The 20789-nt window shown below is 73.0% G+C and carries 18 protein-coding genes and 1 tRNA gene; 12 read left to right on the top strand and 7 right to left on the bottom strand.

Translation table 11 applies throughout. From position 1 onward, the window contains the following. Nucleotides 1-64: 64 nt before the first annotated feature. The 3 genes from OHS58_RS30715 (at nucleotide 65) to OHS58_RS30705 (ending at nucleotide 3158) form a co-directional block, all read left to right on the top strand. Entirely contained in the window at nucleotides 65-1399 is a 1335-nt protein-coding gene (locus tag OHS58_RS30715) for an NAD(P)/FAD-dependent oxidoreductase (RefSeq protein ID WP_326944428.1), read from the top strand. A gap of 248 nt (nucleotides 1400-1647) precedes the next feature. Next, on the top strand, nucleotides 1648-2991 hold the full coding sequence (locus tag OHS58_RS30710; RefSeq protein ID WP_328644836.1) for a ricin-type beta-trefoil lectin domain protein: 1344 nt from the start codon (nucleotides 1648-1650) through the stop codon (nucleotides 2989-2991). Nucleotides 2992-3084: 93 nt separating this feature from the next. Continuing rightward, nucleotides 3085-3158, top strand: a tRNA-Leu gene (locus OHS58_RS30705). A gap of 8 nt (nucleotides 3159-3166) precedes the next feature. On the opposite strand, the gene OHS58_RS30700 is transcribed toward OHS58_RS30705, so the two are convergent. Then, nucleotides 3167-4189, bottom strand: a complete 1023-nt coding sequence (locus tag OHS58_RS30700; RefSeq protein WP_328644835.1) for an aldo/keto reductase — start codon at nucleotides 4187-4189, stop codon at nucleotides 3167-3169. A gap of 78 nt (nucleotides 4190-4267) precedes the next feature. Here OHS58_RS30700 and OHS58_RS30695 point away from each other — a divergent pair, with 78 nt between their 5' ends. The 3 genes from OHS58_RS30695 (at nucleotide 4268) to OHS58_RS30685 (ending at nucleotide 6956) form a co-directional block, all read left to right on the top strand. Next, nucleotides 4268-4825, top strand: a complete 558-nt coding sequence (locus OHS58_RS30695) for a TetR/AcrR family transcriptional regulator (RefSeq protein ID WP_328644834.1) — start codon at nucleotides 4268-4270, stop codon at nucleotides 4823-4825. A gap of 98 nt (nucleotides 4826-4923) precedes the next feature. Further along, complete coding sequence (locus tag OHS58_RS30690) at nucleotides 4924-5643, top strand: hypothetical protein (RefSeq protein WP_328644833.1); 720 nt, start codon at nucleotides 4924-4926, stop codon at nucleotides 5641-5643. Continuing rightward, a complete protein-coding gene (locus tag OHS58_RS30685) occupies nucleotides 5640-6956 on the top strand; it encodes a hypothetical protein (RefSeq protein ID WP_328644832.1) in 1317 nt (438 codons plus the stop codon). The genes OHS58_RS30690 and OHS58_RS30685 overlap by 4 nt, the downstream gene beginning before the upstream one ends. A gap of 39 nt (nucleotides 6957-6995) precedes the next feature. Here the strand turns inward: OHS58_RS30685 and OHS58_RS30680 are convergent, their stop codons facing one another. From OHS58_RS30680 to OHS58_RS30665, 4 genes are all read right to left on the bottom strand, one after another. Then, entirely contained in the window at nucleotides 6996-7391 is a 396-nt protein-coding gene (locus OHS58_RS30680; RefSeq protein WP_247057818.1) for a hypothetical protein, read from the bottom strand. Between the two features lies 1 nt (nucleotide 7392). After that, nucleotides 7393-8112, bottom strand: a complete 720-nt coding sequence (locus OHS58_RS30675; protein ID WP_328644831.1) for a hypothetical protein — start codon at nucleotides 8110-8112, stop codon at nucleotides 7393-7395. Between the two features lie 82 nt (nucleotides 8113-8194). Next, on the bottom strand, nucleotides 8195-8872 hold the full coding sequence (locus OHS58_RS30670; RefSeq protein WP_328644830.1) for a winged helix-turn-helix domain-containing protein: 678 nt from the start codon (nucleotides 8870-8872) through the stop codon (nucleotides 8195-8197). Continuing rightward, complete coding sequence (locus OHS58_RS30665; protein WP_328644829.1) at nucleotides 8869-10563, bottom strand: AfsR/SARP family transcriptional regulator; 1695 nt, start codon at nucleotides 10561-10563, stop codon at nucleotides 8869-8871. Before OHS58_RS30665 ends, OHS58_RS30670 begins: the two co-directional genes overlap by 4 nt. Nucleotides 10564-10588: 25 nt before the next feature. Between OHS58_RS30665 and OHS58_RS30660 the strand changes: the two genes are divergently transcribed. Beyond that, on the top strand, nucleotides 10589-11254 hold the full coding sequence (locus OHS58_RS30660; RefSeq protein ID WP_328644828.1) for a response regulator transcription factor: 666 nt from the start codon (nucleotides 10589-10591) through the stop codon (nucleotides 11252-11254). Next, nucleotides 11251-12498: a sensor histidine kinase gene (locus OHS58_RS30655; RefSeq protein WP_326944410.1), complete on the top strand. Its 1248-nt coding sequence runs from the start codon at nucleotides 11251-11253 to the stop codon at nucleotides 12496-12498. Before OHS58_RS30660 ends, OHS58_RS30655 begins: the two co-directional genes overlap by 4 nt. On the opposite strand, the gene OHS58_RS30650 is transcribed toward OHS58_RS30655, so the two are convergent. Then, nucleotides 12485-12925: a hypothetical protein gene (locus OHS58_RS30650; RefSeq protein ID WP_328644827.1), complete on the bottom strand. Its 441-nt coding sequence runs from the start codon at nucleotides 12923-12925 to the stop codon at nucleotides 12485-12487. The genes OHS58_RS30655 and OHS58_RS30650 overlap by 14 nt on opposite strands. Before the next feature lie 131 nt (nucleotides 12926-13056). Between OHS58_RS30650 and OHS58_RS30645 the strand changes: the two genes are divergently transcribed. The 4 genes from OHS58_RS30645 to OHS58_RS30630 are packed head-to-tail and all read left to right on the top strand — an operon-like array spanning nucleotide 13057 to nucleotide 18969. Continuing rightward, nucleotides 13057-14904 carry a fibronectin type III domain-containing protein gene (locus OHS58_RS30645; RefSeq protein WP_328644826.1) on the top strand — a complete coding sequence of 616 codons (1848 nt, stop codon included), beginning with the start codon at nucleotides 13057-13059 and terminating at the stop codon, nucleotides 14902-14904. Then, nucleotides 14901-15860 (top strand): AAA family ATPase, encoded by a 960-nt coding sequence (locus tag OHS58_RS30640; protein WP_326944407.1) that lies wholly within the window; start codon nucleotides 14901-14903, stop codon nucleotides 15858-15860. Before OHS58_RS30645 ends, OHS58_RS30640 begins: the two co-directional genes overlap by 4 nt. Nucleotides 15861-15883: 23 nt before the next feature. Next, complete coding sequence (locus OHS58_RS30635) at nucleotides 15884-16987, top strand: DUF58 domain-containing protein (RefSeq protein WP_328644825.1); 1104 nt, start codon at nucleotides 15884-15886, stop codon at nucleotides 16985-16987. Beyond that, on the top strand, nucleotides 16984-18969 hold the full coding sequence (locus OHS58_RS30630; protein ID WP_328644824.1) for a transglutaminase family protein: 1986 nt from the start codon (nucleotides 16984-16986) through the stop codon (nucleotides 18967-18969). Before OHS58_RS30635 ends, OHS58_RS30630 begins: the two co-directional genes overlap by 4 nt. Before the next feature lie 3 nt (nucleotides 18970-18972). On the opposite strand, the gene OHS58_RS30625 is transcribed toward OHS58_RS30630, so the two are convergent. Further along, the gene (locus tag OHS58_RS30625) at nucleotides 18973-20571 is read right to left on the bottom strand and encodes a serine/threonine protein kinase (RefSeq protein WP_328644823.1); all 1599 of its coding nucleotides are present in this window, start codon (nucleotides 20569-20571) and stop codon (nucleotides 18973-18975) included. Nucleotides 20572-20789: the final 218 nt, after the last annotated feature.

The following is a 20789-nucleotide window of genomic DNA, read 5'->3' as shown; positions in this document are numbered from 1 at the left end:
GACGCTGGTCACAGCGAGATGGGGTCCCCTCGCAAGGTCCGTGTGAAGGTGCGACTATGAGTTCATGGCTGCTGCGAAGTCGAAGTCGGAACCGCTTCGGATCCTTGTCCTCGGTGGTGGGTACGTCGGGCTCTACACGGCGTTCGGCCTCCAGAAGATGCTCCGGGCCAACGAGGCCTCCGTGACCGTCGTTGACCCGCAGCCCCACATGACCTACGCGCCGTTCCTCCCGGAGGCCGCGGCCGGCGCGATCGAGCCCCGCCACGTCGTCGTGCCGCTGCGCCGCGTCCTCAAGCGCTGCCACGTGCTCACCGCGCGCGTCACCAAGATCGAGAACGACAAGAAGTCGGTCACGGTCGAGGCCGCCGACGGCCACATCGAGCAGCTCGGCTACGACGTCCTCGTGGTCGCGCTCGGCGCCGTCGCCCGCATCCTGCCGATCCCGGGCCTGGTCGAGCAGGGCATCGCCTTCAAGACCATCGGCGAGGCGATCTACCTCCGCAACCACATCATGACCAAGCTCGACGAGGCGGCCAGCACGCTCGACCCCGAGCTGCGCAAGCGCCTGCTGACGTTCACCGTCGTCGGCGGCGGGTTCGCCGGCATCGAGGCGCTGGCCGAGCTCGAGGACATGACCCGCTTCGCGGTGGAGAACTACTACCCGAACATCGAGCCGGCCGACGTCCGCTGGGTGCTCGTCGAGGCCGCCGGGCGCATCCTGCCCGAGGTCCGCGAGACGCTCGGGGTGTACACGGTCGAGCAGCTGGAGAAGCGCGGCATCGAGGTCTACCTGTCGACGGCGGCGAAGTCGTTCGAGAACGGCCACGTCGAGCTCTCGGACGGCACCGAGTTCGACACCGACACGCTCATCTGGACCGCGGGTGTGAAGGCCAACCCGGTGCTGGCCGACTCGGACCTGCCGCTGGACAAGCGCGGCCGCCTCGAGGCCACGGCGGCCATGCAGGTCGTCGGCCACCCGGACGTCTGGACCGCGGGCGACAACGCGGCGATCCCGGACCTCTCGCGCACCGAAGAGGACCCGACGGCCACCTGCCCGCCGAACGCCCAGCACGCGGTCCGCCAGGCGAGGCTGCTGGCGAAGAACATCATCAAGGTGATCCGCGGCGGCCAGCCGAAGGACTACTACCACAAGAACCTCGGCGCGGTCGCGAGCCTGGGCCTGCACAAGGGCGTCGCCGACGCGCTGAACCTGAAGATCAAGGGCTTCCCGGCGTGGCTGTTCCACCGCGCCTACCACCTCAAGGCGATGCCGACGTGGAACCGCAAGATCCGCATCCTGTTCGACTGGATCCTCGGCGGCCTGTTCCGGCGTGAGGTCATCTCGCTGGGCCAGATCAACAACCCGAAGGACGAGTTCGCGCGCGTCTCGAAGTCCTGACGTTCCGGTCGGAAGAGCCCCTGTCCGCTTCGGCGGGCGGGGGCTCTTTTGCTGCCTGTTAAGGGCCTTTTGGGGCAGTTGCCAGGGAATGACCGACTGTGTGCCGGTGAGCGACATGGTCTGGACAACTGGGTCGTTGAGCGGGTATCCCTTTCTTCACAACGAAGAATAAGTCGGCGAACCTCCCCCTCGCCGACGGTCGTCGGATCGACTCCGCACCGCCCGTCCCCACGGTCCCAGGAGCTTTCATGCGCTTTTCCAAAACCCGAGCGGCACTCGTCGCGGCGTTGCCCGCCGTGCTGAGCGTCGCCGTCATCGCCGGCGTGCCCGGCACCGCGGCCGCGGCCGGCCCGGCCTTCCCGGCCCACTACGCGGCCCCCTACCTGCAGATCAGCGACTCCGACGCCGGCCAGATGTCCGCCGACATGAGCGCCACCGGCACCAAGTTCTTCACGCTCGCGTTCCTCACCCCGCAGTCCGGCTGCACGCCGGTCTGGGAAGCGAACGGCACCGGCGTCGGCTCGTTCAAGTCCCAGATCAGCGCGCTGCAGGCCGCGGGCGGCAACGTCATCCCGTCGTTCGGCGGCGCGGAGGGCGGCGAACTGGCCCAGACCTGCACGAACACCGCCAGCCTGACCGCGGCGTACGCGAACGTGGTCAACAGCTACGGCACGAACCGCCTGGACTTCGACATCGAGGGCGACGTCCTCGGCGACACGGGCTCGAACCAGCGCCGCAACTCCGCGCTGGCCGCGCTGCAGCAGCAAAATGGCGCCGTCCAGGTCGACTACACCCTGGCCGTCGACCCGTCGGGCATCCCGGGCAACGAGCTGGACCTGCTGCGCGACGCCAAGAACAAGGGCGTCAAGGTCAGCGTCGTCAACCTGATGGTGATGGACTTCTACGACGGCCAGCCGGTGCTGGGCGACGCCCTGTCCGCGGCCCGCGCCAGCGCGTCGCAGCTGGCGAGCCTGTACGGCATCTCGACGTCGGCGGCCTACGCGATGATGGGCCTGACCCCGATCGCCGGCCGCAACGACGACGGCGCGCAGTTCAGCCAGTCCGACGCGCAGCAGCTGGAGACGTTCGCCGCCCAGAACGGCGTCGCGGAGCTGTCGTTCTGGGAGCTCCAGGACTACGACCGCGCGACGGGCTACGCGTACTCGAGGATCTTCAACGCGATCACCGGCGGCGGCACGACCACTCCGCCGCCCGCGGGCAGCGGCACGATCACCGGCTACGGCGGCAAGTGCGTGGACGTCGCGGGCGCCTCCTCGTCCAACGGCACGGCGGTGGACTTGTACACGTGCAACGGCACGACGGCCCAGAAGTGGACGTCGACCTCGGGCACGCTCCGAGCGCTGGGCAAGTGCCTGGACGTGAACGCGGCGAGCACGGCGAACGGCGCGAAGGTCCAGCTGTACGACTGCAACGGAACGGGCGCCCAGCAGTGGACCCACACGGGCAACCAGCTGGTCAACCCGGCTTCGGGCAAGTGCCTGGACGCCACGGGCCCCAGCTCCGCGGACGGCACCCTGCTGCAGATCTGGACGTGCACGGGCAGCGCCAACCAGTCCTGGACGCTGAACTGAGCCACTAGGTCCACAGTAGACACGAGGCCGGCCGGGGACACCCCCGTCCGGCCTCGTGGCTTGCGAGGGCGGGGATCGCCTAGAGTGTGCGGTGCCCCCGTAGCCCAACTGGCAGAGGCAGTCGACTTAAAATCGACCCAGTGCGGGTTCGAACCCCGTCGGGGGCACTGTGCGATCAGGCGGCTGAGCGTTCGCTCATCGGGCGTCGACGGAGGGGGATCTCCTGTAGCGCCCGCGGTACGAAGTCCTGGTCCAGTGCGCTTACGTTCGTGCCCGGGGGGACTATCTCGTCGATTCGGTCCAAGACCTCGTCCGACAGGGTGACCTCCATGCCGGCCAGCAGGTCGTCCAGGTGGGCCATCGTTCGCGGGCCGATGATTGCGCTTGTCACGCCCGGGTGGGAGATTGCGAACGCCATCGCCAGGTGGGTCAGCGGTAGGCCGGCCGAAGCTGCTAGCGGGATCAGTTGCTCCACGACGTCGATGCGACGCGAGTCGTTCAGGTGCTTCAGCATGCCCGCTCGGCGGAGGTCGTTCGCGCCGTCTCGGCGGACTCGGCCTGTGAGCATTCCCTGGCCCAGTGGGCCCCAGACCAGGGTGCCCATTCCGTGGCGTCGTGTGGTCGGGAGGACTTCGCGTTCGATTCCTCGGCTCAGGATCGAATACGGCGGCTGCTCCGTGTGGAAGCGCTCGAAGTTGCGGCGGGTGGCCGTCCACTGGGCCTCGATGAGGTCCGATACCGGCATGGCCGACGTGCCGATTGCGCGGACCTTGCCGCTGTGGATCAGGTCGTTCAGGGCCGAGAGCGTTTCCTCGATGTCCGTCGACGGGTCGGGGCGGTGGATCTGGTACAGGTCTATGTGGTCCGTCTGCAGGCGGCGCAACGAAGTCTCTACTGCGGTCATGATCCAGCGCCTTGACGTGCCCTGGTGGTTGGGGTCTTCGCCCGTCGGGCGGCTGAACTTTGTAGCTAGGACTACGTTGTCGCGGCGGCCCTTCAGGGCCTTGCCCACTACGTCTTCGACGTCGCCGTAGGCGTCGGCCGTGTCTACGAAGTTGATGCCCGCGTCCAGGGCCTTGTGGATGACGCGGATCGAGTCCTCGGGGTCGGGGTTGCCGATGGACGTCGCGAACATCAGGGTGCCCAGTGCGTACGGGCTGACCTTGATGCCGGTGCGGCCGAGGGTGCGGTACTGCATGAGGGGTGGCTCCTGGGGGTAGTCTCGGAGGCGTAAGCGGAAAGCTCTTCCGCTACTATACGGAAAGGCTTTCCGGTTATGCAACCGCGCAAGCTGCGCGCCGATGCCCAGCGCAACGTCGACGCCCTGCTCGAAGCCGCGAAAAACGTCTTCGCCACCTCCGGCGTGGACGCTCCCGCGAAGGAGATCACCGACCTGGCCGGGGTCGGCGTCGGGACGCTCTACCGGCACTTCCCGCAGCGCGCTGACCTGGTCGTGGCCGTGCTGCACCGGGGGATCGACACCTGCGCCGTCGCCGGTCCGGCGCTCAGTGCCGAGCACGAACCACAGGTGGCGCTCGTGGAGTGGCTTCGCCAGTACACCGCGTTCGTCGGGACCAAGCGCGGCCTCGCGACGGCCCTGCACTCCGGGGACCCGGCCTTCGACGGCCTGCCCGGCTACTTCATGCAACGGCTCGAGCCCGTGCTCGCGGCGCTGCTCGACGCCGCGGTCGCGACCGGCGGGATCCGCGCCGACGTCAGCGCGAAGGACCTGATGCACGCCATCGCGCTGCTGTGCCAGCCCGTGCTCGGCGAGGGTATCGAGTACAACCAGCGCATGGTCGGCGTGCTCGTCGACGGGCTCCGGCGCGCCTGAAACCCCGATGTACGCCGGGTGTACCCGCCCTGGATCCTCCCCGCCCACGCTGCACGGAAACCCGCATTCCGCGAGGTCATCCGTACGGGGAGAGCAGCATGACAACATCCAGCAAGGTGGGCCGCGCGGCCGTGTACGGCGTCGCCGGGCTCGCTACCGCCGCGGTCGGGGCCACCGCCGCCGGGGCCTTCGCCTCCGATGACGTGACGCCGGTCGCCGCGGCCACCGGGCGGCCCGCCGTCGCTCCGGCCGCCGTCGCGCCCGTCAAGGTCGCGCCCCTCGCGGCGCCGGCCGCGAAGGTCGCGCAGAAGGTCGCCCAGCCCGCAAAGCACGCTCCGGCCAAGCACAGCCAGGCCAAGCCGGGTTCCCACCAGAAGCGGCAGGTCGTGAAGCATCAGACCGTGCAGCCCGGGCAGGCCAACCACATCTCGCTGCCGCACCTCGTCGCCAAGCCCGTGGCGCTGCCGAAGCCCGTGCCGCCGCCGAAGCCGGCCGCGCCGTCCGCGCTCGACCAGGCGACCGCCGAGGTCGGGGCGGCGAAGAAGGCCGTCGACGCCGCCGATCAGGCGCTGCACCAGGCGAAGGACCACCTCTCCAAGGCCGAGGCCCACCTCGCGGACGTCAAGCACCACACCCAGCACCGGAAGTCGCCCGCGAAGCCGACGCGCGACTCCGACCAGAAACTGCTGGAGCAGGCCGGGTTCTCGCCCGCCATCGCGAAGAAGATCGCCGCCCACGAACACAAGTCCGTGACGTCGACGTCCACTTCGGACAGTGGGCCGTCGTCGTGGTCGTCTTCGACGGTGGTGCACCGATGAGCGCACGCCGGGCGCTGCTCTACACGGCTTCCGGCGGCTTCGTCGCCCTCGGGTTCGGGCTGCTCAGCGCGGGCGCGGCCGAGGCGAAGCCGACGCCGAACCCGTGCGCGTGCACGATTATTGGTGGGGGTGTGGGTGGGAAGCTGGTTCCCAGCGGCCCCGGCGGGGCGCTGCGCGACGACGGCCCGCTGCGGAAGCTCGACGCCGAGACCAAGAACCAGCCGGTGAACCCACCGCCGGCGCAGAAGAAGGATCCCGCCTCCAAGCAGCAGACGCCCAAGCAGCCGAAGCCGAAGCCGGAGAAGCCCGCGCCGAAGCCGGAGAAGCCGAAGCCGCGTGAGGACTCCGGGCAAGAGGACAAGCCGCGCAAGCAGCAGGACGACAACAAGAAGAACCAGGACAACGAGGACCAGCCGAAGCAGCGGGACAGCGACGATCGGAAGGACCGCGACGACAACCAGGACCGGTCCGAGAAGAAGAACCGGGACGACGACAGGAACCAGGACCGCGACAAGCAGCAGAAGAAAGACAAGCAGGAAAAGCAGCCCAAGCAGGAGAAGCAGCCCGAGCAGAAGCAGGAAAAGCAGCAGAAGAAGCCCGACTACCGCCAGGTCCGCAAGCAGGACGCCATCCCCGCCGACTACCGCCACAAGGCCGACGACGGCGACGACCCGTGGCCGCAGCCGAACGCCGGTGATCCCTACCCCGAGGACCCGATCCCGATCACGCCCGCCTGCACGCAAGGGGATTGCCTGCGCACCCAGGGCATTCTCCGCCGTTACGTGCAGGACGCGATGGACCGGCTCGACCAGCTCGGCGTGAAGGTCCAGTCGCAGGGGACGGACAGCGGGGCCGAGGTGACGGGCCCGGACAAGAAGGGCGGGATCGTCCACGCCGAGGCGCACTACGACTTCGACCACGGCACCTGGTCCGCCCTCGACGGCGGGATCCAGAACGGCGAATACGCGCTGACGGCCAAGGCGGAAGGCGGCGTCGAGGTCGGCAAGGACGGCGTCGGTGCCAAAGCCGAAGCCAAGGCCGGGCTCGACGTGAAGCTGCCCGAGGTGTCGAGCGGCCCCGGCCCGGTCACCGTGTCCGCGCAGCCCGAGCTGATGATCGGCCCGGGCGTCACCGCCGAGGCCACGCTGGGCAAGGGTGAGGACGGGAAGTACCGCGTGCACGTCAAGGCCGGCTTCTCACCGCTGGTCGGCGGCTCGCTGGGCCTCGACATGGAGGTCGATCCGCAGGCCATCGAGGACGGCGTGCTCACCAGCGACGTCTTCAAGGACTTCGTCTCCGCTGTCGCGGGCTGAGGAACAACCGGGGCGGGTGCCGATCGGCACCCGCCCCCCTCAGGCTTCGTGACGGCGTTCGTACAGCTCGCCGGCCAGTTCGCGGCCCATCAGCCCGCCGAACAGCCCGGCCGCGACGCCGGCGACGATCCCGCCCGGCGCGCCGATCAGCATCCCCGGCAGGACACCGGCCGCGATCGCGGCCAGCACGCCGCCGGCCGTGCTCGCCGCGGCCTGGCCCATCGGCGTCCGGACCGGGTGCTGGTAGTAGTACTCCTCCGCGGGCACCGCGTCGGACGCGTGTTCGTCGTCCTCCGGCGTGGCCGCCCGCTGGCCCAGCCAGACCTGCGCGGGCACGACGATGTAGCGCGGCGCGACCGGCCGCCGCAGCAGGCCGGTGCGGACCAGCGCGGACTGCAGCGACAGCCGCGGCCGCTCGGCGACGGTGGCGCCCACGTCAGCCCACCTTCACGGTGCCGTTGCCGCACACCGAAGCCGTCGACGCGCTGTGCCCGTCCGCCGACACCTTCCGGACGGTCTTGCACGGCCCGATGTCCCGTTGCTGCCCCGCCTTCAGGGTCGCGAGATCGGCCCGCGCCCGCGTCAGCTCGGCCTGCAGGTCCTTGACGCGCTGCTCGGCCTGGGCGACGCTCGGCCGGGTCGCGGCCCGCACGACGAACTTCTTCTGCGGCGCCGCCTTCGTGTGCTGAGCCGTGTGCCGCGTCGCGGGCTTCACCGCGTGGTGCCGCACGCCGGTGACCTGGTGAGCGGCCGGGGCGGCGACGTGCACCTTCGGCGCGGCCTTCTGCGTCGAAGCGGCCTGCTTCACGACAGGCTTTGAGGCGGGTTTCGAGACGGGCTTGGCTTCGGGGGCCTTGACCGTGGGCGCCTTCACCTCAGGAGCCTTGACGGTCGGCGCCTTCACCTCGGGGGCCTTGACGGCCGGTGCCGGGTGCGCAGCCGGTGTCTTCACCGCCGGTGTCTTCACGGCCGGAGACGCGTGCGGCGAAACGGCAGGTGCCTGCGTCATCGGGGCCTGGGCCGCCGCGGCCTGCGGAGCCGCCACGGTGTCGCTCTCGGCGGCCATGGCGTTCGCCGCGGTGGCGCCGATCGCGGCCGTCGCCAGGCCCGCGACGCCGTAGACCGCCGCCCGGCCGATCCGGTTCGGTTTGCTCATCACAGTGCTCCCGGGAATCGAAGAAAGTCCTACCCGGAAATGGTGCGCGATCGCCGTCCAACCGCGATACAGCGCCAATACATCAGGAAAGCGAGAAACCCGTTCCGCGCACGGTCCGCACGATCGGTGGCGGCCCGAGCTTGCGCCGCAACTGCGCGATCACGACGTCGAGCACGTTGGACGTCGGCGCGACCAGTTCGTCCCACGCCGCCGCCTCCAGTTCGCGCCGCGTGACCGTGCTCCCGGCCGCCTCCAGCAACCGCCGCACCACGGCGAACTCCTTGGCCGTCAAGGAAACGAGCACACCGAAACGGTGGACTTCGTGCCGGGAGACGTCCATAGAAAGGTCGCCGTGGCGCAGGACTTCGGGCCCAGACGGGACGGCCCGGCGGCACAGGTTCCGCACCCGCGCGATCAGCTCGGCGACGGCGAACGGCTTGCCGAGGTAATCGTCGCCTTCGGCCAGCCCGGCGACGCGATCGGCGACGCTGTCGTGCCCGGTCAAGAACAGCACGGGAACCGTCCAGCCGGATTTCCGGTGGCCCCGGACAAAGCCGAGGGAATCACCGTCCGGCAGTTTCCGGTCGAACACCGCGCAGTCGTAGGAATTGACGAACAACGCTTCGTCCGCGGTCGCCAGGTCGGGCGCCGTGTCGACGGCGAACCCGGCGTCGCGCAACGCCAGCTCGACGGCGAGGCGGATGTCCTCGTCGTCCTCGGTGACCAGTACCCGCACGGGCACCGAGCCTAGCCGGGTCATGCCACGTGCACCCCTTGGTCACCCGGCCGGGAAACCCGCGCCCGGTACCGCCCGGGGCCGGGCGCGGTGAGCAGGTGGACGTCGACCAGCCGTTCCAGCAGCCGCCGCGCCTCGGTCTGGCCCACCCGCAGCCGCCGCGCGACCAGCGGGACGCCGACCTCGCGCGGCAGCCCGGCGAACGCGCGGAACGCCGTCCGCTCGGCCGGGGCGAGCCGCTGCAGGGACGCGTCGAGCCGGGCCGGGGCGACCTCCGCCGCGAGCCACGCGACGACGTCGGCGATCCGCCAGTGCGGCCGCGCGGCGAGCCGGTCGCCGGCCGCGCGCAGCAGATCCGGTAGCCCGCCGCAGAAAGCGAGCAGTTCGCCCAGCGGCCGGGCGTCGCCCGCGCACGCGTGGACCAGGGCCGCGGCGGCTTCGTCGTCCAGCGGTGCCAGGGTCAGCCGACGCGCGCCGGGGACGTGCCAGCCGCCGTCGCGGGTCGTGATCAGCGTCCGGGCCGGGCCCGCGCCCGGCAGCAGCGGCGCGATCTGGCGCGCGCTGACGGCGTCGTCGAGGACCAGCAGGATCCGGCGGCCGGCGATCTCGGACCGCCAGAGCGCCGCGCGTTCGCCCAAGTCGGCGGGAAGAGCGTCGACGCCGATCGCGCGCAGCAGCCGGGCGAGCACCGCGCCGGGATCGCCGTCGGCACCCAGCTCGACGTGGAACTGGCCGTCCGGGAACCGCTCGGCCAGCTCGTGCGCGAGCCGCACGGCCAGCGCGGATTTCCCCACCCCTGGCATGCCTTCGAGCAGCACGACCGGCTCGGGCGCGTCCCGCAGCAGCGCGAGTTCGGTGTCGCGGCCGGTGAAGCCGGGGACGTCGCGGGGGAGTTCGCGACGTGCCGGAGCGGGCCCGGACAGCGCCCGCCGGTAGGCCGCGGCGAGGCCGGCGCCGGGTTCGACGCCGAGTTCCGCGGCCAGCACCCGCCGCGCGTCGCAGTACGCGGACAGCGCCTCACCCCGGCGGCCGGCCGCCGTGAGCGCGTCGACCAGGAGCGTCCAGGCGCCTTCGCGCAGCGGGTCCTCGGTGACCAGTTCCCGAAGCAGCACAACGGCTTCACCCGCGCGCCCGGCCGCTTGCCGGGCGCGGGCCAGCAGCTCCCGCAGCTCCCAGCGCAGCTCGCCGAGCCGGACCGCCGCCGCGGCCGGCGGCTTCCCGGCCACCCCCTCGAACGGCCGGCCGCGCCACAGCACGAGCCCCCGTCCCGCCAGCGCGGCGGCGGTCTCGTACTCCCCCTCGGCCAGCGCGGCTCCCGCCCGCGCGGCCAGGTCGGCGGCCAGGTCCGCGTCGAGCTCCCCGGGCTCGACGCGGATCCGGTAGGCACCGGGCCGGTGCTCGATGCGCCCGCCGTCCCCCGGCGCCGGCAGGACCCGCCGCAGGCGCCAGATGTAGGTCTTGAGGTTGGCCTCGGCCGACGCGGGCGGGCGGCGGTCCGCCCAGGTCGCGTCCACCAGCTCGTCGACGCTCACCCAGGCGCCCGCGTGCCGCAGCAGCGTCGCCAGCACGGTGACCGGCTTGCCCGGCCCGAGCTCGAGCGCCGCGCCGTCGCGGCCACGCGCCGTCACCGGCCCCAGCACCTGGAAGAGCACCGTTTCCCCCTCGCGGTCCGGGCCGTCCGGCCCGTTGTGCCACCACCGTGCCGCGGCCCGCATGAGGTTTCGATGACATGATCGGCCGGTGAGCCGGGTGCTGGTGGTGGAGGACGACGAGGACCTGCGCACGGCCGTCGCGGTCGAGCTGCGGGCGGCCGGGTTCGACGTCGACGAGGCCGGCGACGTCGCGAGCGCCGACACGGCGTTCGCCCGCGACGCCTACGACTGCGCGGTGTTCGACCGGAAGCTGCCCGACGGCGATTCGCTCGGCTACGTCGCCGAGCGACGGCGAACCGGCTGGACGGTCCCGGTGCTGTTCCTGACCGGCCACGCCGGGGTCGCGGACCGCGTCGCCGGGTTCGAGAGCGGCGCCGACGACTACCTCGGCAAGCCGTTCGCGGTCGCCGAGCTGACCGCCCGGGTGCACGCGCTCTGCCGCCGTCCGGCCACCCGGCCGCCGGTGCTGCGGGTGGCCGACCTCGAGGTCGACACCGCCCGCCACGAAGCCCGCCGCGGTGGCGCGCCGCTGGCGTTGAGCGCCCGCGAGTTCGCCGTCCTGGAGTTCCTGATCTCGCGGCCCGGCCGGGCCGTCGCCCGCGCCGACCTGGTCGAACACTGCTGGGACACCGCGGCCGACCCGATGTCCAACGTCGTCGACGTCGTCATCCGCCGGATCCGCCGCAAGCTCGGCGAGCCGGACCTCGTGCACGCCGTCCGCGGGCTCGGCTACCGGCTCGGGGCGCCGGCGTGAGCGCGACGTCCGCGGCCCGGCTGCGCCGCCTGCGCTGGCTGCTCGTCTGGCTGTTCACCGGCCTCAACGCGGTCGGCTTGATCCTCTACTGCTGGCTGCTGGTCCGCGACGACGGCCGCAGCCGCGACCTCGCCCTGGACGCCCAGCTCCAGCGCGTCACCTCGACCGTCACCCGGCTGATCCACTACGACGGCGCGATCGTCACCGCCGACGTCGCACGCGACCCGATGAACGCCGGCTGCCCGCAGTTCGCCGTGCTGCCCGGCGCCGACGTCCGGTTCACCGGCTACCAGTCGGCCCGCACCTGCGTCGCGGTCGACAACGCGACGCTGACCGGGCTCGCGCGCCAGGCCACCGAGTCCGGCACGCTGCTGAGCGGCACGGTCCAGGGCGGCGACGGGCTGGTCCGGGTGTGCGCGCAGCCGTTCCTCGAGCCGGGCGGCCGGTACGTCGGCGCGGTCGTGGCCACCCTCGACGCCCAGGAGCCGGCCGACGCGCACGACGAGCGCGTGCTGCTGCTGATCGGCGGGTGCGTGCTGCTCGTCGGCGTCGCCGGGGTCGCGGGGTACCTGATCGCCGGGCGGGCGTTGCGGCCGGCCACGAAAGCCCTGGCGCAGCAGGAAATCCTCATCGCCGAGACCGCGCACGACCTGCGGACGCCGGTCGCGGCGCTGCGCGCGCTGGCCGAGACGGCGTTGCGCAACCCCGCGCACAGCGCCGACCTGCTGCCGCGCACCGTGCGGCTGGCCGGGCGGATGGGCGAGATCATCGACGGCCTGCTCGTCCGCGCCCGGCTGTCGGCGGGCGCCGACCAGCTCGCCGTCCGGCGCGTCCGGCTCGACGAGCTCGTCGCCGGCGTCGTCCGCGAAACCCCGGCCGAGGGCGGCGAAGTCACGCTCACCGCGGCCCCCACCGAGATCGACGCCGACCCGGTGCTCGTGCAGCGGGCCATCGCGAACCTGCTCGACAACGCCCTGCGCTACGGCCACGAACCCGGCGCGCGGGCGGTCGTGCACATCACCGTGGCGGGCGGCCGGGTCACCGTCGCCGACCACGGCCCCGGCGTCGACGCGGCCCGCGCGGAAGCGGCGTTCGAGCAGTTCACCGGCGAGGGCTCGTCGAGCGGGCTCGGGCTGTCGATCGTGCGGTGGGTCGCCCAGGCCCACGGCGGCGAGCTGCGCGTCTACAACGCCGAACAGGGCGGCGCGATCTTCGAGCTGGTGCTGCCGCTCAGCGCACCGTGAACGGCGCCCACGGCGGCAGGCTCAGCGGGCCGTCGCCGGTGTCGTAGGCCAGGTAGGCGAAGTAGCGGCCGGGCGCCGGAAACGCCGTCGTGACCACAAAATCGGCCGCCGACGGCGTCAGCGGGAAGTCCGGGCGGGCCGGGAAGTCGTGGAACGCGCCGCGGTCGTCGCGGACCTTCACCACGAGCGTCCGCAGCCGGACCGAGCGATCGCCCGCGACGCGCACGCGGGCGGTGACCGGCTGCCCGGCGACGGGCGTGGTCGGCTCCAGCGTCACCGAGCCGACGACCGTCAGCGGGCCGTCCGGCGCGGCCGCGGGCAGCACCGGGTCCTCGGCGGCGCGGGCGAGCGCGAAGGTCAGCAGCCCGGTCAGCACCGGCACGGCCAGCAGCCCGGCCACCGCCGTGACCGGCCGGTTCGCCGCCATCCGGACCCCCTCGGTGTACGCGGAATGGACCAGGACTGTATCCGATGGCTTACGCTGAGCGGGTGCAGGGAAGTGGCGTGAAGGGTGGCGCGCCGCGGGGGGCCGGCCGGGGTTTGCGGTCGAGACTGCCCGTGGCGCTGGTCGCGATCGGCGGGGTCGCGGTGGTGACGCTGGCGCTCACGGGAGCCGTGAGCCCGACCTCCGGTCTGTCGTTTTCGCCGTCCGGGCACTGGGTGGTCAACCCCGGGCTCGGGCTCGTGCTGCACGTCAACGGCGCTTCGCGCAGCGTCGACGCGAAGGCCGCCGTGCCCGGTCTCGCGCCGGGGGATTCCGTGGTGCAAGGGGATTCCAGCGGGTACGTCGTCGGGCCGTCGCAGGCGACGCAGTTCGGCAAATCCGACCTCGCGGTGACCGGCAGCACCCCGCTCCCGGTCACCGGGGAACACCCGGTGCTGCTCGAAACCGACGGCGGGCCCTACCTCGTCTTCCGCGACGCCGGCAGCGTCGTGCGGCTCGGTGACACCATGACCGTCGTCCCCGCGGGCGGGAAGCTCGGCGATCCGGTGGCCGCGAAGGACGGCACGGTGTGGGTCAACCGCGTCGACACCGGCTCGGTCTGCGACCTGCCGAAGGCCGCCGATCAGCTCGCCTGCCCCGCCGCGGCGCCGCCCGGGCACGCCGGCGCCCTCACCCTGGTGGGGGAAAAGCCGGTCTTCGTCGACACCACGGCCGGCACGTTCAGCGCGGTCGGTCCGGGCGGTCTCGAACCGGCCGTCGCACTCGGCGTCGACGTCCCGCCCGGCGCGCGGGTCGCGGGCTCGGACGCGCAGGGCCGCGTCGCGATCTTCGACCCCTCGGCCAACCGGCTGCACTTGGTCGACACGGCCGCGCTGACCCGCGACCGGCCGGGCGTCCCGCCGATCACCGTCGACGTCCCGCCGGGCGACTACGCGACCCCGGCCGCTACCGGCGACACCGTCGCGCTGCTCGACAAGCACGGCCGGACGCTGCGCACCTACGGCGCCGACGGCCGCGGCCGCGCCGTCACGCCGATCCCGGCCGAGCCGGGCGACCCGCGGCTCAGCAAAGGCGAGGACCAGCGGCTCTACATCGACGGCGACGCCGGCAAGCACGTCGTGGTCGTCGACCCGGACGGCTCGGCCGCCGACGTCCCGGTCGTCGCGGACCCGCCGAAACAGGCGCCGCCGGTCGCACCGCCGCCGGTCACGCCGACCCCGCCGCCTCCGTCGCCGTCCTCCGGGCGGCCGGATCCGCCGCGGCCGCCCGCGCCCCCGAAGCCGGCTTCGACGCGGCCCGCGGCCCCGCCTTCGCGAACCACACCACCGGCGCCGCCCGCGCCGCCTGCCTCGCCGCCGGTGGTCGCCGCGCCCGCGACGCCGCCGGGCGTGCCGGGCGGGCTGTCCGCCTCGGTCAGCGGGTCCACCGCGGCGGTCCGCTGGTCGGCCGCGGCCCCGAACGGCGCCGCCGTCACCGCGTACCACGTGAGCTGGGCTCGGTCGGACGGCTCGGGCGCGGGCTCGCTCGACACCGCCGGCCGCTCCGCGTCCATTCCGGGCCTGGTCGCGGGCGCGACCTACCGCGTCCAGGTCGCGGCGCAGAACAGCGCCGGGCGGGGCGCGGCGGCGTCGACGACGTTCACGCGGGCGGCGCCGAAACCGTCGATCAAGATCAGTCGCGGGACCCGTCCCCAAGGTGATGAGCGAGACTGCGACCAGCCGGAGGACACCCCCTCCTGCGCGTGGATGCACGTCGTGCTGACCGGGTTCCAGCCCGACACGAGCTACCACGTCCAGCCGAACGCGAGCAACAGCGGTTACGACAACCCAGGCCTCACGAAGAGCACGGACGAAAACGGATCCATGACCTTGAACGCGTTCTACTACTACGGCGTCGGCAACACGGTGTGGGTGACGGTCGGCTCGGTCAGCTCCAACCGCCTCGTCTGGCGGGCGTCTTGAGCACTCGCGCCGCCGAGGTCTACCGCGCGATCGCCGACAACGTCAGCCAGGTCGTGCGCGGCAAGCCGGAGCTGATCCGGCTGACCGTCGCCGCGTTGTTCGCCGAAGGGCACCTGCTGCTGGAGGACGTCCCGGGCGTCGGCAAGACGACGCTGGCGCAGTGCCTCGCGCGCAGCGTCGGCGGGACCTGGCACCGCATCCAGTTCACGCCGGACCTGATGCCGGGTGACATCACCGGCGTCACCGTCTACCGGCAGAAGGACGAGGACTTCGTCTTCCACCCCGGCGGGGTGTTCGCGAACGTCGTCGTCGCCGACGAGATCAACCGCGGCACGCCGAAGACGCAGTCGGCGCTGCTCGAGGTGATGAGCGAGCAGCGGGTGACCGTCGACGCCGTCGGGCACGACGTGCCGCGCCCGTTCCTCGTGGTGGCGACGCAGAACCCGATCGAGATGGAGGGCACCTACCGGCTGCCCGAGGCCCAGCTCGACCGGTTCCTGATGCGGCTGACCGTCGGCTACCCCGACCTCGCCTCGGAGGTCCTGGTGATCATGAGCGAGGCGGCCGGGGTGAGCCCGCGCGACCTGCCCGCGGTCGTCGACCTGCCGACCGTGACGGCGGCGATCGCCGAGGTCCGCGCGTCCCACGTGGACCGTGGGGTGTGCGAGTACGCGGCGCGCCTGGCGGCGGCCACCCGCGGTCACCCGGCCGTGCGGTTCGGCGCCAGCCCGCGCGGCAGCATCGCGCTGGTCCGCGCCGGGCAGGGGCTGGCGGCCACCGCCGGCCGCGCGTACGTCACCCCGGACGACATCAAGGACGTCGCGATCCCGGTGCTCGCGCACCGGCTGGTGCTCACCGCCGAGGCCGAGCTGGGCCGGCGCGGCGCCGACGAGATCGTGCGCGAGGTGCTCGACGCCGTCCCGGCACCCGGGCCGCTGCCCGTCGCCGCGCGGTGAACGTGCGGCTCACGCCGCGTGGCGTGGCCTTCCTCGTCGTCTCGCTGCTGCTCTTCGGCGGCGGCCAATGGGGTGGGTACCCGCTGCTGCGGGCGCTCGGCGCGGCCGGCCTCGGCGCGGTCGCGGCGGCGATCGCGCTGACCGCGCGCCGGGGCCGGGTCGACGTCACGCGGGCGGTGCACCCGGACCGCGTCGAACGGGGTGAACCCGCGCTGGCCCGGCTGACCGCGACGGCGCCCGGCCGGCGGCAGAGCGGGTGCTACGCCACCGACCGGGCCGGCCGGTTCCGGCGGACCGTGCGGATCCCGCCGCTGCACCCCGGCGTCAGCCGGACGCTGCACTACGAACTGCCGACGTCGGTGCGCGGGCGTCAGACCGTCGGCCCGCTGAGCCTGCACCGGGCGGACCCGTTCGGGCTGGCGCGCAACCGCGTCGCGACCGGCGAGACCGCGACGTTGTGGGTGCACCCGCGCCGGTACGCGGCCAGGGCGCCGTCCGCGGGCCATCCGCGTCACCACCACGAAGGCGTCACCTCCGACGACTCCCTCCGTGGCTCGACCGACCTGCAGGAGATCCGCGAGTACCAGCCCGGCGACGAGGTGCGGCACCTGTACTGGAAGGCCACAGCGCGCACCGGCCGGCTGATGGTGCGCGACTACGCCGACCCGGAGCAGCCGCGGTTCACCCTGCTGCTCGACACCCGCCGGGACGTCTTCGGACCGGAGGTGTTCGAGGAAGCGGTCGACCTCGCGGCGTCGCTGCTGGTGGCCGCCGCCCAGGCCGGCCGGCACACGCGGCTCGTCACGCCCGGTGGCACCGATCGGCCGTCTGCGGGCGGGATGGCCGCGGTGCTGCCCCTGCTGGACGAGCTCTGCGAACTCCGTCAGTCCGAAGTGGACACGGCGTTGGTGCCGGCCGGCCTGCTGCACGGGTCGGGCGGCGGCTGCCTCGCCGTGGTGACCGCGACGGCGGACCCGTCGACGCTCGCCGAGCTGCGGCCGCGGTACCGCGCGGCGTACGTCCTCGAACTCGGCCCGCCCGCGCCGCCGCGCGCGGGTTCCGGCGTCCTGGTGTTGCGTGCGGGACAGGCTCGCGAAGCCGTCGCGCGGTGGAACGAGGTCGCGTGACCGCGCGCTTGGCCGTGGTGGCGGCCGTCGTCGTCGCGGGCCTGCTGTTCGGGCCGGTGTTCGGCTGGACGCCGCTGCTGCTGCCGGTGCTCATCACGGCGGCCGTGTTGTTCGGCGTCGCGCAGCTGTGCGAGCTGCGGCCCGGGCTGGCGACCTGGCGCCCGGTGCTGCTGGTCGTGGCGGGCCTGCTCGCGGTCGTCGGCACGGTGCTGGTCCCGATGTCCGTTGTGGACATTCTCGGTGCGCTCGGCACCGGCGTCACGCGGTCGTGGCGGCTGGTGCTGCAATCGACGTGGCCCGCCCGGCCCGAGCCCGCGCTGCTGGTGTTCGTGCCGCTGCTGGTGGTGCTCGCCGGGACCGCGGCGCTGGAACTGCTGGCGCGCCTGCGCCGTCCGCTGCCCGCGCTCGCGCCGAGCGCCGTGGTCCTCGTGCTCAGCCAGCTGTTTTCGGCGGCGTCCGGGCTGACGGCGCTGATCGCCGCGGTCGCGTACTTCGCGTGCGTGCTGACCGCGTGTGTCACCGCGCGGGCCGGCGCGGTGGCGGTCCCGGTGACGGCGTTGGTGGCGGTGGTGCTGGCCGGAAGCCTGCCTTCGGCGGCGGCGTATTCGCTGCAGGAGCAGGAGGTGCCGCGCGTCGACGTCCGCACGGGCAGCCCGCTCGACGAGATCGCCGCCCGGCTCGCGCGGCCCGGCGAGCCGGTGTTCGACGTCCGCGGCGCGAGCCCGGACCGGTGGCCGCTGGTGGTGCTCGACGCCTTCGACGGCGTCGAGTGGACGGCCGGCCACGACTACCGCCGGCTGGGCCGCGAACTGGCGCCGCCGCCCGCGGTGCCGGTGCGGCGGGACAGCGCGGAGATCAGCGTCCGGCCCGGGCAGGGCCCGTGGCTGCCGTCGCAGCCGCTACCCGCGGCCGTGACCGGCGCCGATCCGCTGGTGGAGGCGGCCGAGGGGTCGCTGCTGGCGCCGGTTCCGGACGCGGCGACGACGTATTCGCTGAGCTTTTGGACACCCGAGGTCTCCGCCGCGGCCCAGCTGGACGGCGCCGCGCCGGGCGGGCTGGCCGACGTCGGCGCGGTCCCGGACGGCATCCCGGAGCTGGCCGCGCAGGCGGTGCACGGCCTGCGTCCGACGTTCGAGAGCGCACTGGTCCTGGAACGCTTCTTCCGCGACGGCTACCGCCGCGCGACAGGCACCGCATTGCCCGCCGGCCACGGCTGGCCACAGCTGCGGGATTTCCTGCTGGTCACGAAGAGAGGAACAAGCGAACAGTTCGCGGCGGCGTACGTCGCGTTGGCGCGCATCCTCGGCATCCCGGCCAGGCTGGTAGTCGGCTATCGCCCCCCGCCGGGCGCGACGACGGTGCACAACGGCGACGTCCTGGCGTGGCCGGAGGTGGCGGTGACGGGCGTGGGCTGGGTCCCCCTGGACCCCAGCGGCTCGGCTTCTTCGGCTACGGGTTTGGCCGCCATGACCGACCGGGCGCGGGCCGCGTTGCCGCCGTCGCAGGAGCTGAAGGACCCACCGGTGGCCCCGCCGACGGCGCCGAGTTCGCAGGCGGCGGCGTCCGGCTCGTTCCCGTTTGGTGTCTTCTTCGCGGGCCTGGGCTTGCTTCTAGTGCTGTGGCTGGTGGGCGTGCCGCTGGCGAAGACACTGCGGACTTGGCGCCGTCGTTCGAGGCCGGGGGCCGGGGCGGTGCGGGGGGCTTGCGAGGACGTCCGCGATCGGTTGCGAGACCTGCGGGTCCCGCTGCGGCCGGGGATGACGCTCCGGGACTACGCCGGGTTGGTCCCCGCCGCTCAGGGCGGTCTCACGGAACTGAGTTCCATTGTGGACAGTGCTTTGTGGTCTGGCCATCCGGCCGGCGACGAGGGCCCCCGAGCCTGGGCGGCGGTTCGCGCGGTGCGCGCCGGGCTGCGGGGCAGCGGTGTTGTGGCCCGGGTACGGGGTGCGCTGAACCCTCGGTCGCTGTTCACGCGGGGTTGACGCTCACCGGCCGCAGGTGGCGCCGCGGAAGGGTTGGGGCTGGCTCTCCACGGTGTGGGTTCCGTCGGTGGCCTGAACCAGGAAGCAGTACTTGCGCCCCGGATCGACGGGGACCCGCAGCGTGCGGTTCCGATCGGCGTACCGGGTTTTCGCCGGTTCGCCTTCGGCCGCCACGATGACCGCGAACTCCAGGGTGCCCGTCGCGTGCCAGGTCAGGTCGACGTAGCTACCGCCATCGGCCGGGGGATCGAGCACCAATGCCGGACCGCTCGCACTGCTGGCGGCCGCCGAGCTGGCCGCGGGCGGGGGCGCCGCCGGCGCCGGGGTGAGCGGGGCGGGATCGTCCCGCAGCAGGACGACGGCCACCACCACGACAACCGCGACCAACGCGGGAACGCCGAGCAGCACCCCGAGCCGCCCACTACGCCGAGGCCGCGAGGCGGGCCCGGAGACGGCGACGAGTGAGCGACCCGGCTCATCCCGGTCCCCGGCGAACGACCGGGCGGAGTCGCCACGGTCACCAGTGAGTGCACCACGGTCGCCGCCGGGCGCCCGGCCCGGTTCCGGACCGGATCCGGCGGTCGGGTAGTCGGATCCGAACCGGTCGCCATTGAACGAACCGGTGTGTGCGCCGCGGTCGCCGGTCGGTCTGGCAGGTACCTGGCCCGGTTCCCCGCCGAACCCGGCGGGCGTGCGGCCCGAGTCGGGCTCGCCCGCGCCCGAGCGTCCGAGCCCGAGACCGCGCTGATCCCCGGCGAATGAGCGCCCCGGCCCGGCAAGCGGGCCGCCGCCCGGGGGCGGAGCCGCTGTATCGCCCGGCCTCTGCGTCACCGGGGTGCCCGGCGTCGAAGCCTGGTCCGCCGCCAACTCCGCCAAGCGCCCGGCGACATACGCTGCGTCGATCGGCCGGTTCGCCGGGTCGGGCGAAAGCAACCCCGTCACCAGGTTCTCCAGCCCCGGCGGCAGGTCCGGCCGTCCGATCGGCGCCGGGAAGCCGTGCAGGATCCGTAGTACGTGGTCCGGCGAGCCGTCGCCGGGGAACGGTGGCCGGCCCGTTGCCGCGTAGTACAGCAGTGCTCCCAGGCCGTACAGGTCTGTGCGCTCGTCGGTGATCGCGTCGCGGACCGTTTCCGGGGCGCGGAACCCCAGCGCCGATGTCTCGCCGCCGAACGCTGTTCGCAGGGCCAGGCCGGCGTCCGTCAACACCGGTTCGCCGTCCGGGCGGAAGAGGACGTTCCCGGGGGTGAGACCGCCGTGGACGACGCCCGCCGTGTGGATGGCCGCCAACGCCGTGGCCAGCGCCTCGCCCAGGGCCGTTGTGTCCGCCGCGTCCAGGGGGTCCAGGTCCGCCAGGGACTGCGAACACAACGGCAGCCGCAACACCGCGCGGCCATCCGGCAACGCGTCGATGTCCGGGAGCAGTACGGAAGTGCCCCGCAGCCGGGCCAGTTCGCGCTCCAGCGCACTCCGCGTCGGGCGGTCCAGCGGGCCGGGGAAGATCTTCAGTGCGAACGCCGTGTCCCCCTCGACACCCGCGTACACCTCGGCGACCGGTCCGGTCCCGACCAGCACCAGGTCGTCGAACGGCGTGTCGATCGTCATCGTGAGCGCGGTCCCCCGGGGTCGTGCGAAAGTTTCACCCCGAATTCTCCCACGGCGACCCTCGTGCGCCATACCGTCCACAGTGGTCGATCAAGAGTCCGGTTTGTCGGGTATGCAGACCTCGGAAAACGCGGTTTCGAGGTAGCAATCTGCACTTTTCTGGCTTCTTCTTGCCCTTCTGGACAACACATTCGAGTTAACGGGGACACCGGAAGTGG

It is taken from the genome of Amycolatopsis sp. NBC_00348 (genome assembly GCF_036114655.1).
Taxonomy (GTDB): Bacteria; Actinomycetota; Actinomycetes; order Mycobacteriales; family Pseudonocardiaceae; genus Amycolatopsis.
The sequence above is the reverse complement of the archived record's forward strand: the minus strand, read 5'-3'. Positions and strand labels throughout refer to the sequence as shown.

Bases quoted from the DNA above. Each gene is read 5' to 3' on its own strand.
- OHS58_RS30715 (WP_326944428.1), top strand. From the start codon at position 65: ATGGCTGCTGCGAAGTCGAAGTCGGAACCGCTTCGGATCCTTGTCCTC.
- OHS58_RS30710 (WP_328644836.1), top strand. From the start codon at position 1,648: ATGCGCTTTTCCAAAACCCGAGCGGCACTCGTCGCGGCGTTGCCCGCC.
- OHS58_RS30700 (WP_328644835.1), bottom strand. From the start codon at position 4,189: ATGCAGTACCGCACCCTCGGCCGCACCGGCATCAAGGTCAGCCCGTAC.
- OHS58_RS30695 (WP_328644834.1), top strand. From the start codon at position 4,268: ATGCAACCGCGCAAGCTGCGCGCCGATGCCCAGCGCAACGTCGACGCC.
- OHS58_RS30690 (WP_328644833.1), top strand. From the start codon at position 4,924: ATGACAACATCCAGCAAGGTGGGCCGCGCGGCCGTGTACGGCGTCGCC.
- OHS58_RS30685 (WP_328644832.1), top strand. From the start codon at position 5,640: ATGAGCGCACGCCGGGCGCTGCTCTACACGGCTTCCGGCGGCTTCGTC.
- OHS58_RS30675 (WP_328644831.1), bottom strand. From the start codon at position 8,112: ATGAGCAAACCGAACCGGATCGGCCGGGCGGCGGTCTACGGCGTCGCG.
- OHS58_RS30670 (WP_328644830.1), bottom strand. From the start codon at position 8,872: ATGACCCGGCTAGGCTCGGTGCCCGTGCGGGTACTGGTCACCGAGGAC.
- OHS58_RS30665 (WP_328644829.1), bottom strand. From the start codon at position 10,563: ATGCGGGCCGCGGCACGGTGGTGGCACAACGGGCCGGACGGCCCGGAC.
- OHS58_RS30650 (WP_328644827.1), bottom strand. From the start codon at position 12,925: ATGGCGGCGAACCGGCCGGTCACGGCGGTGGCCGGGCTGCTGGCCGTG.
- OHS58_RS30625 (WP_328644823.1), bottom strand. From the start codon at position 20,571: ATGACGATCGACACGCCGTTCGACGACCTGGTGCTGGTCGGGACCGGA.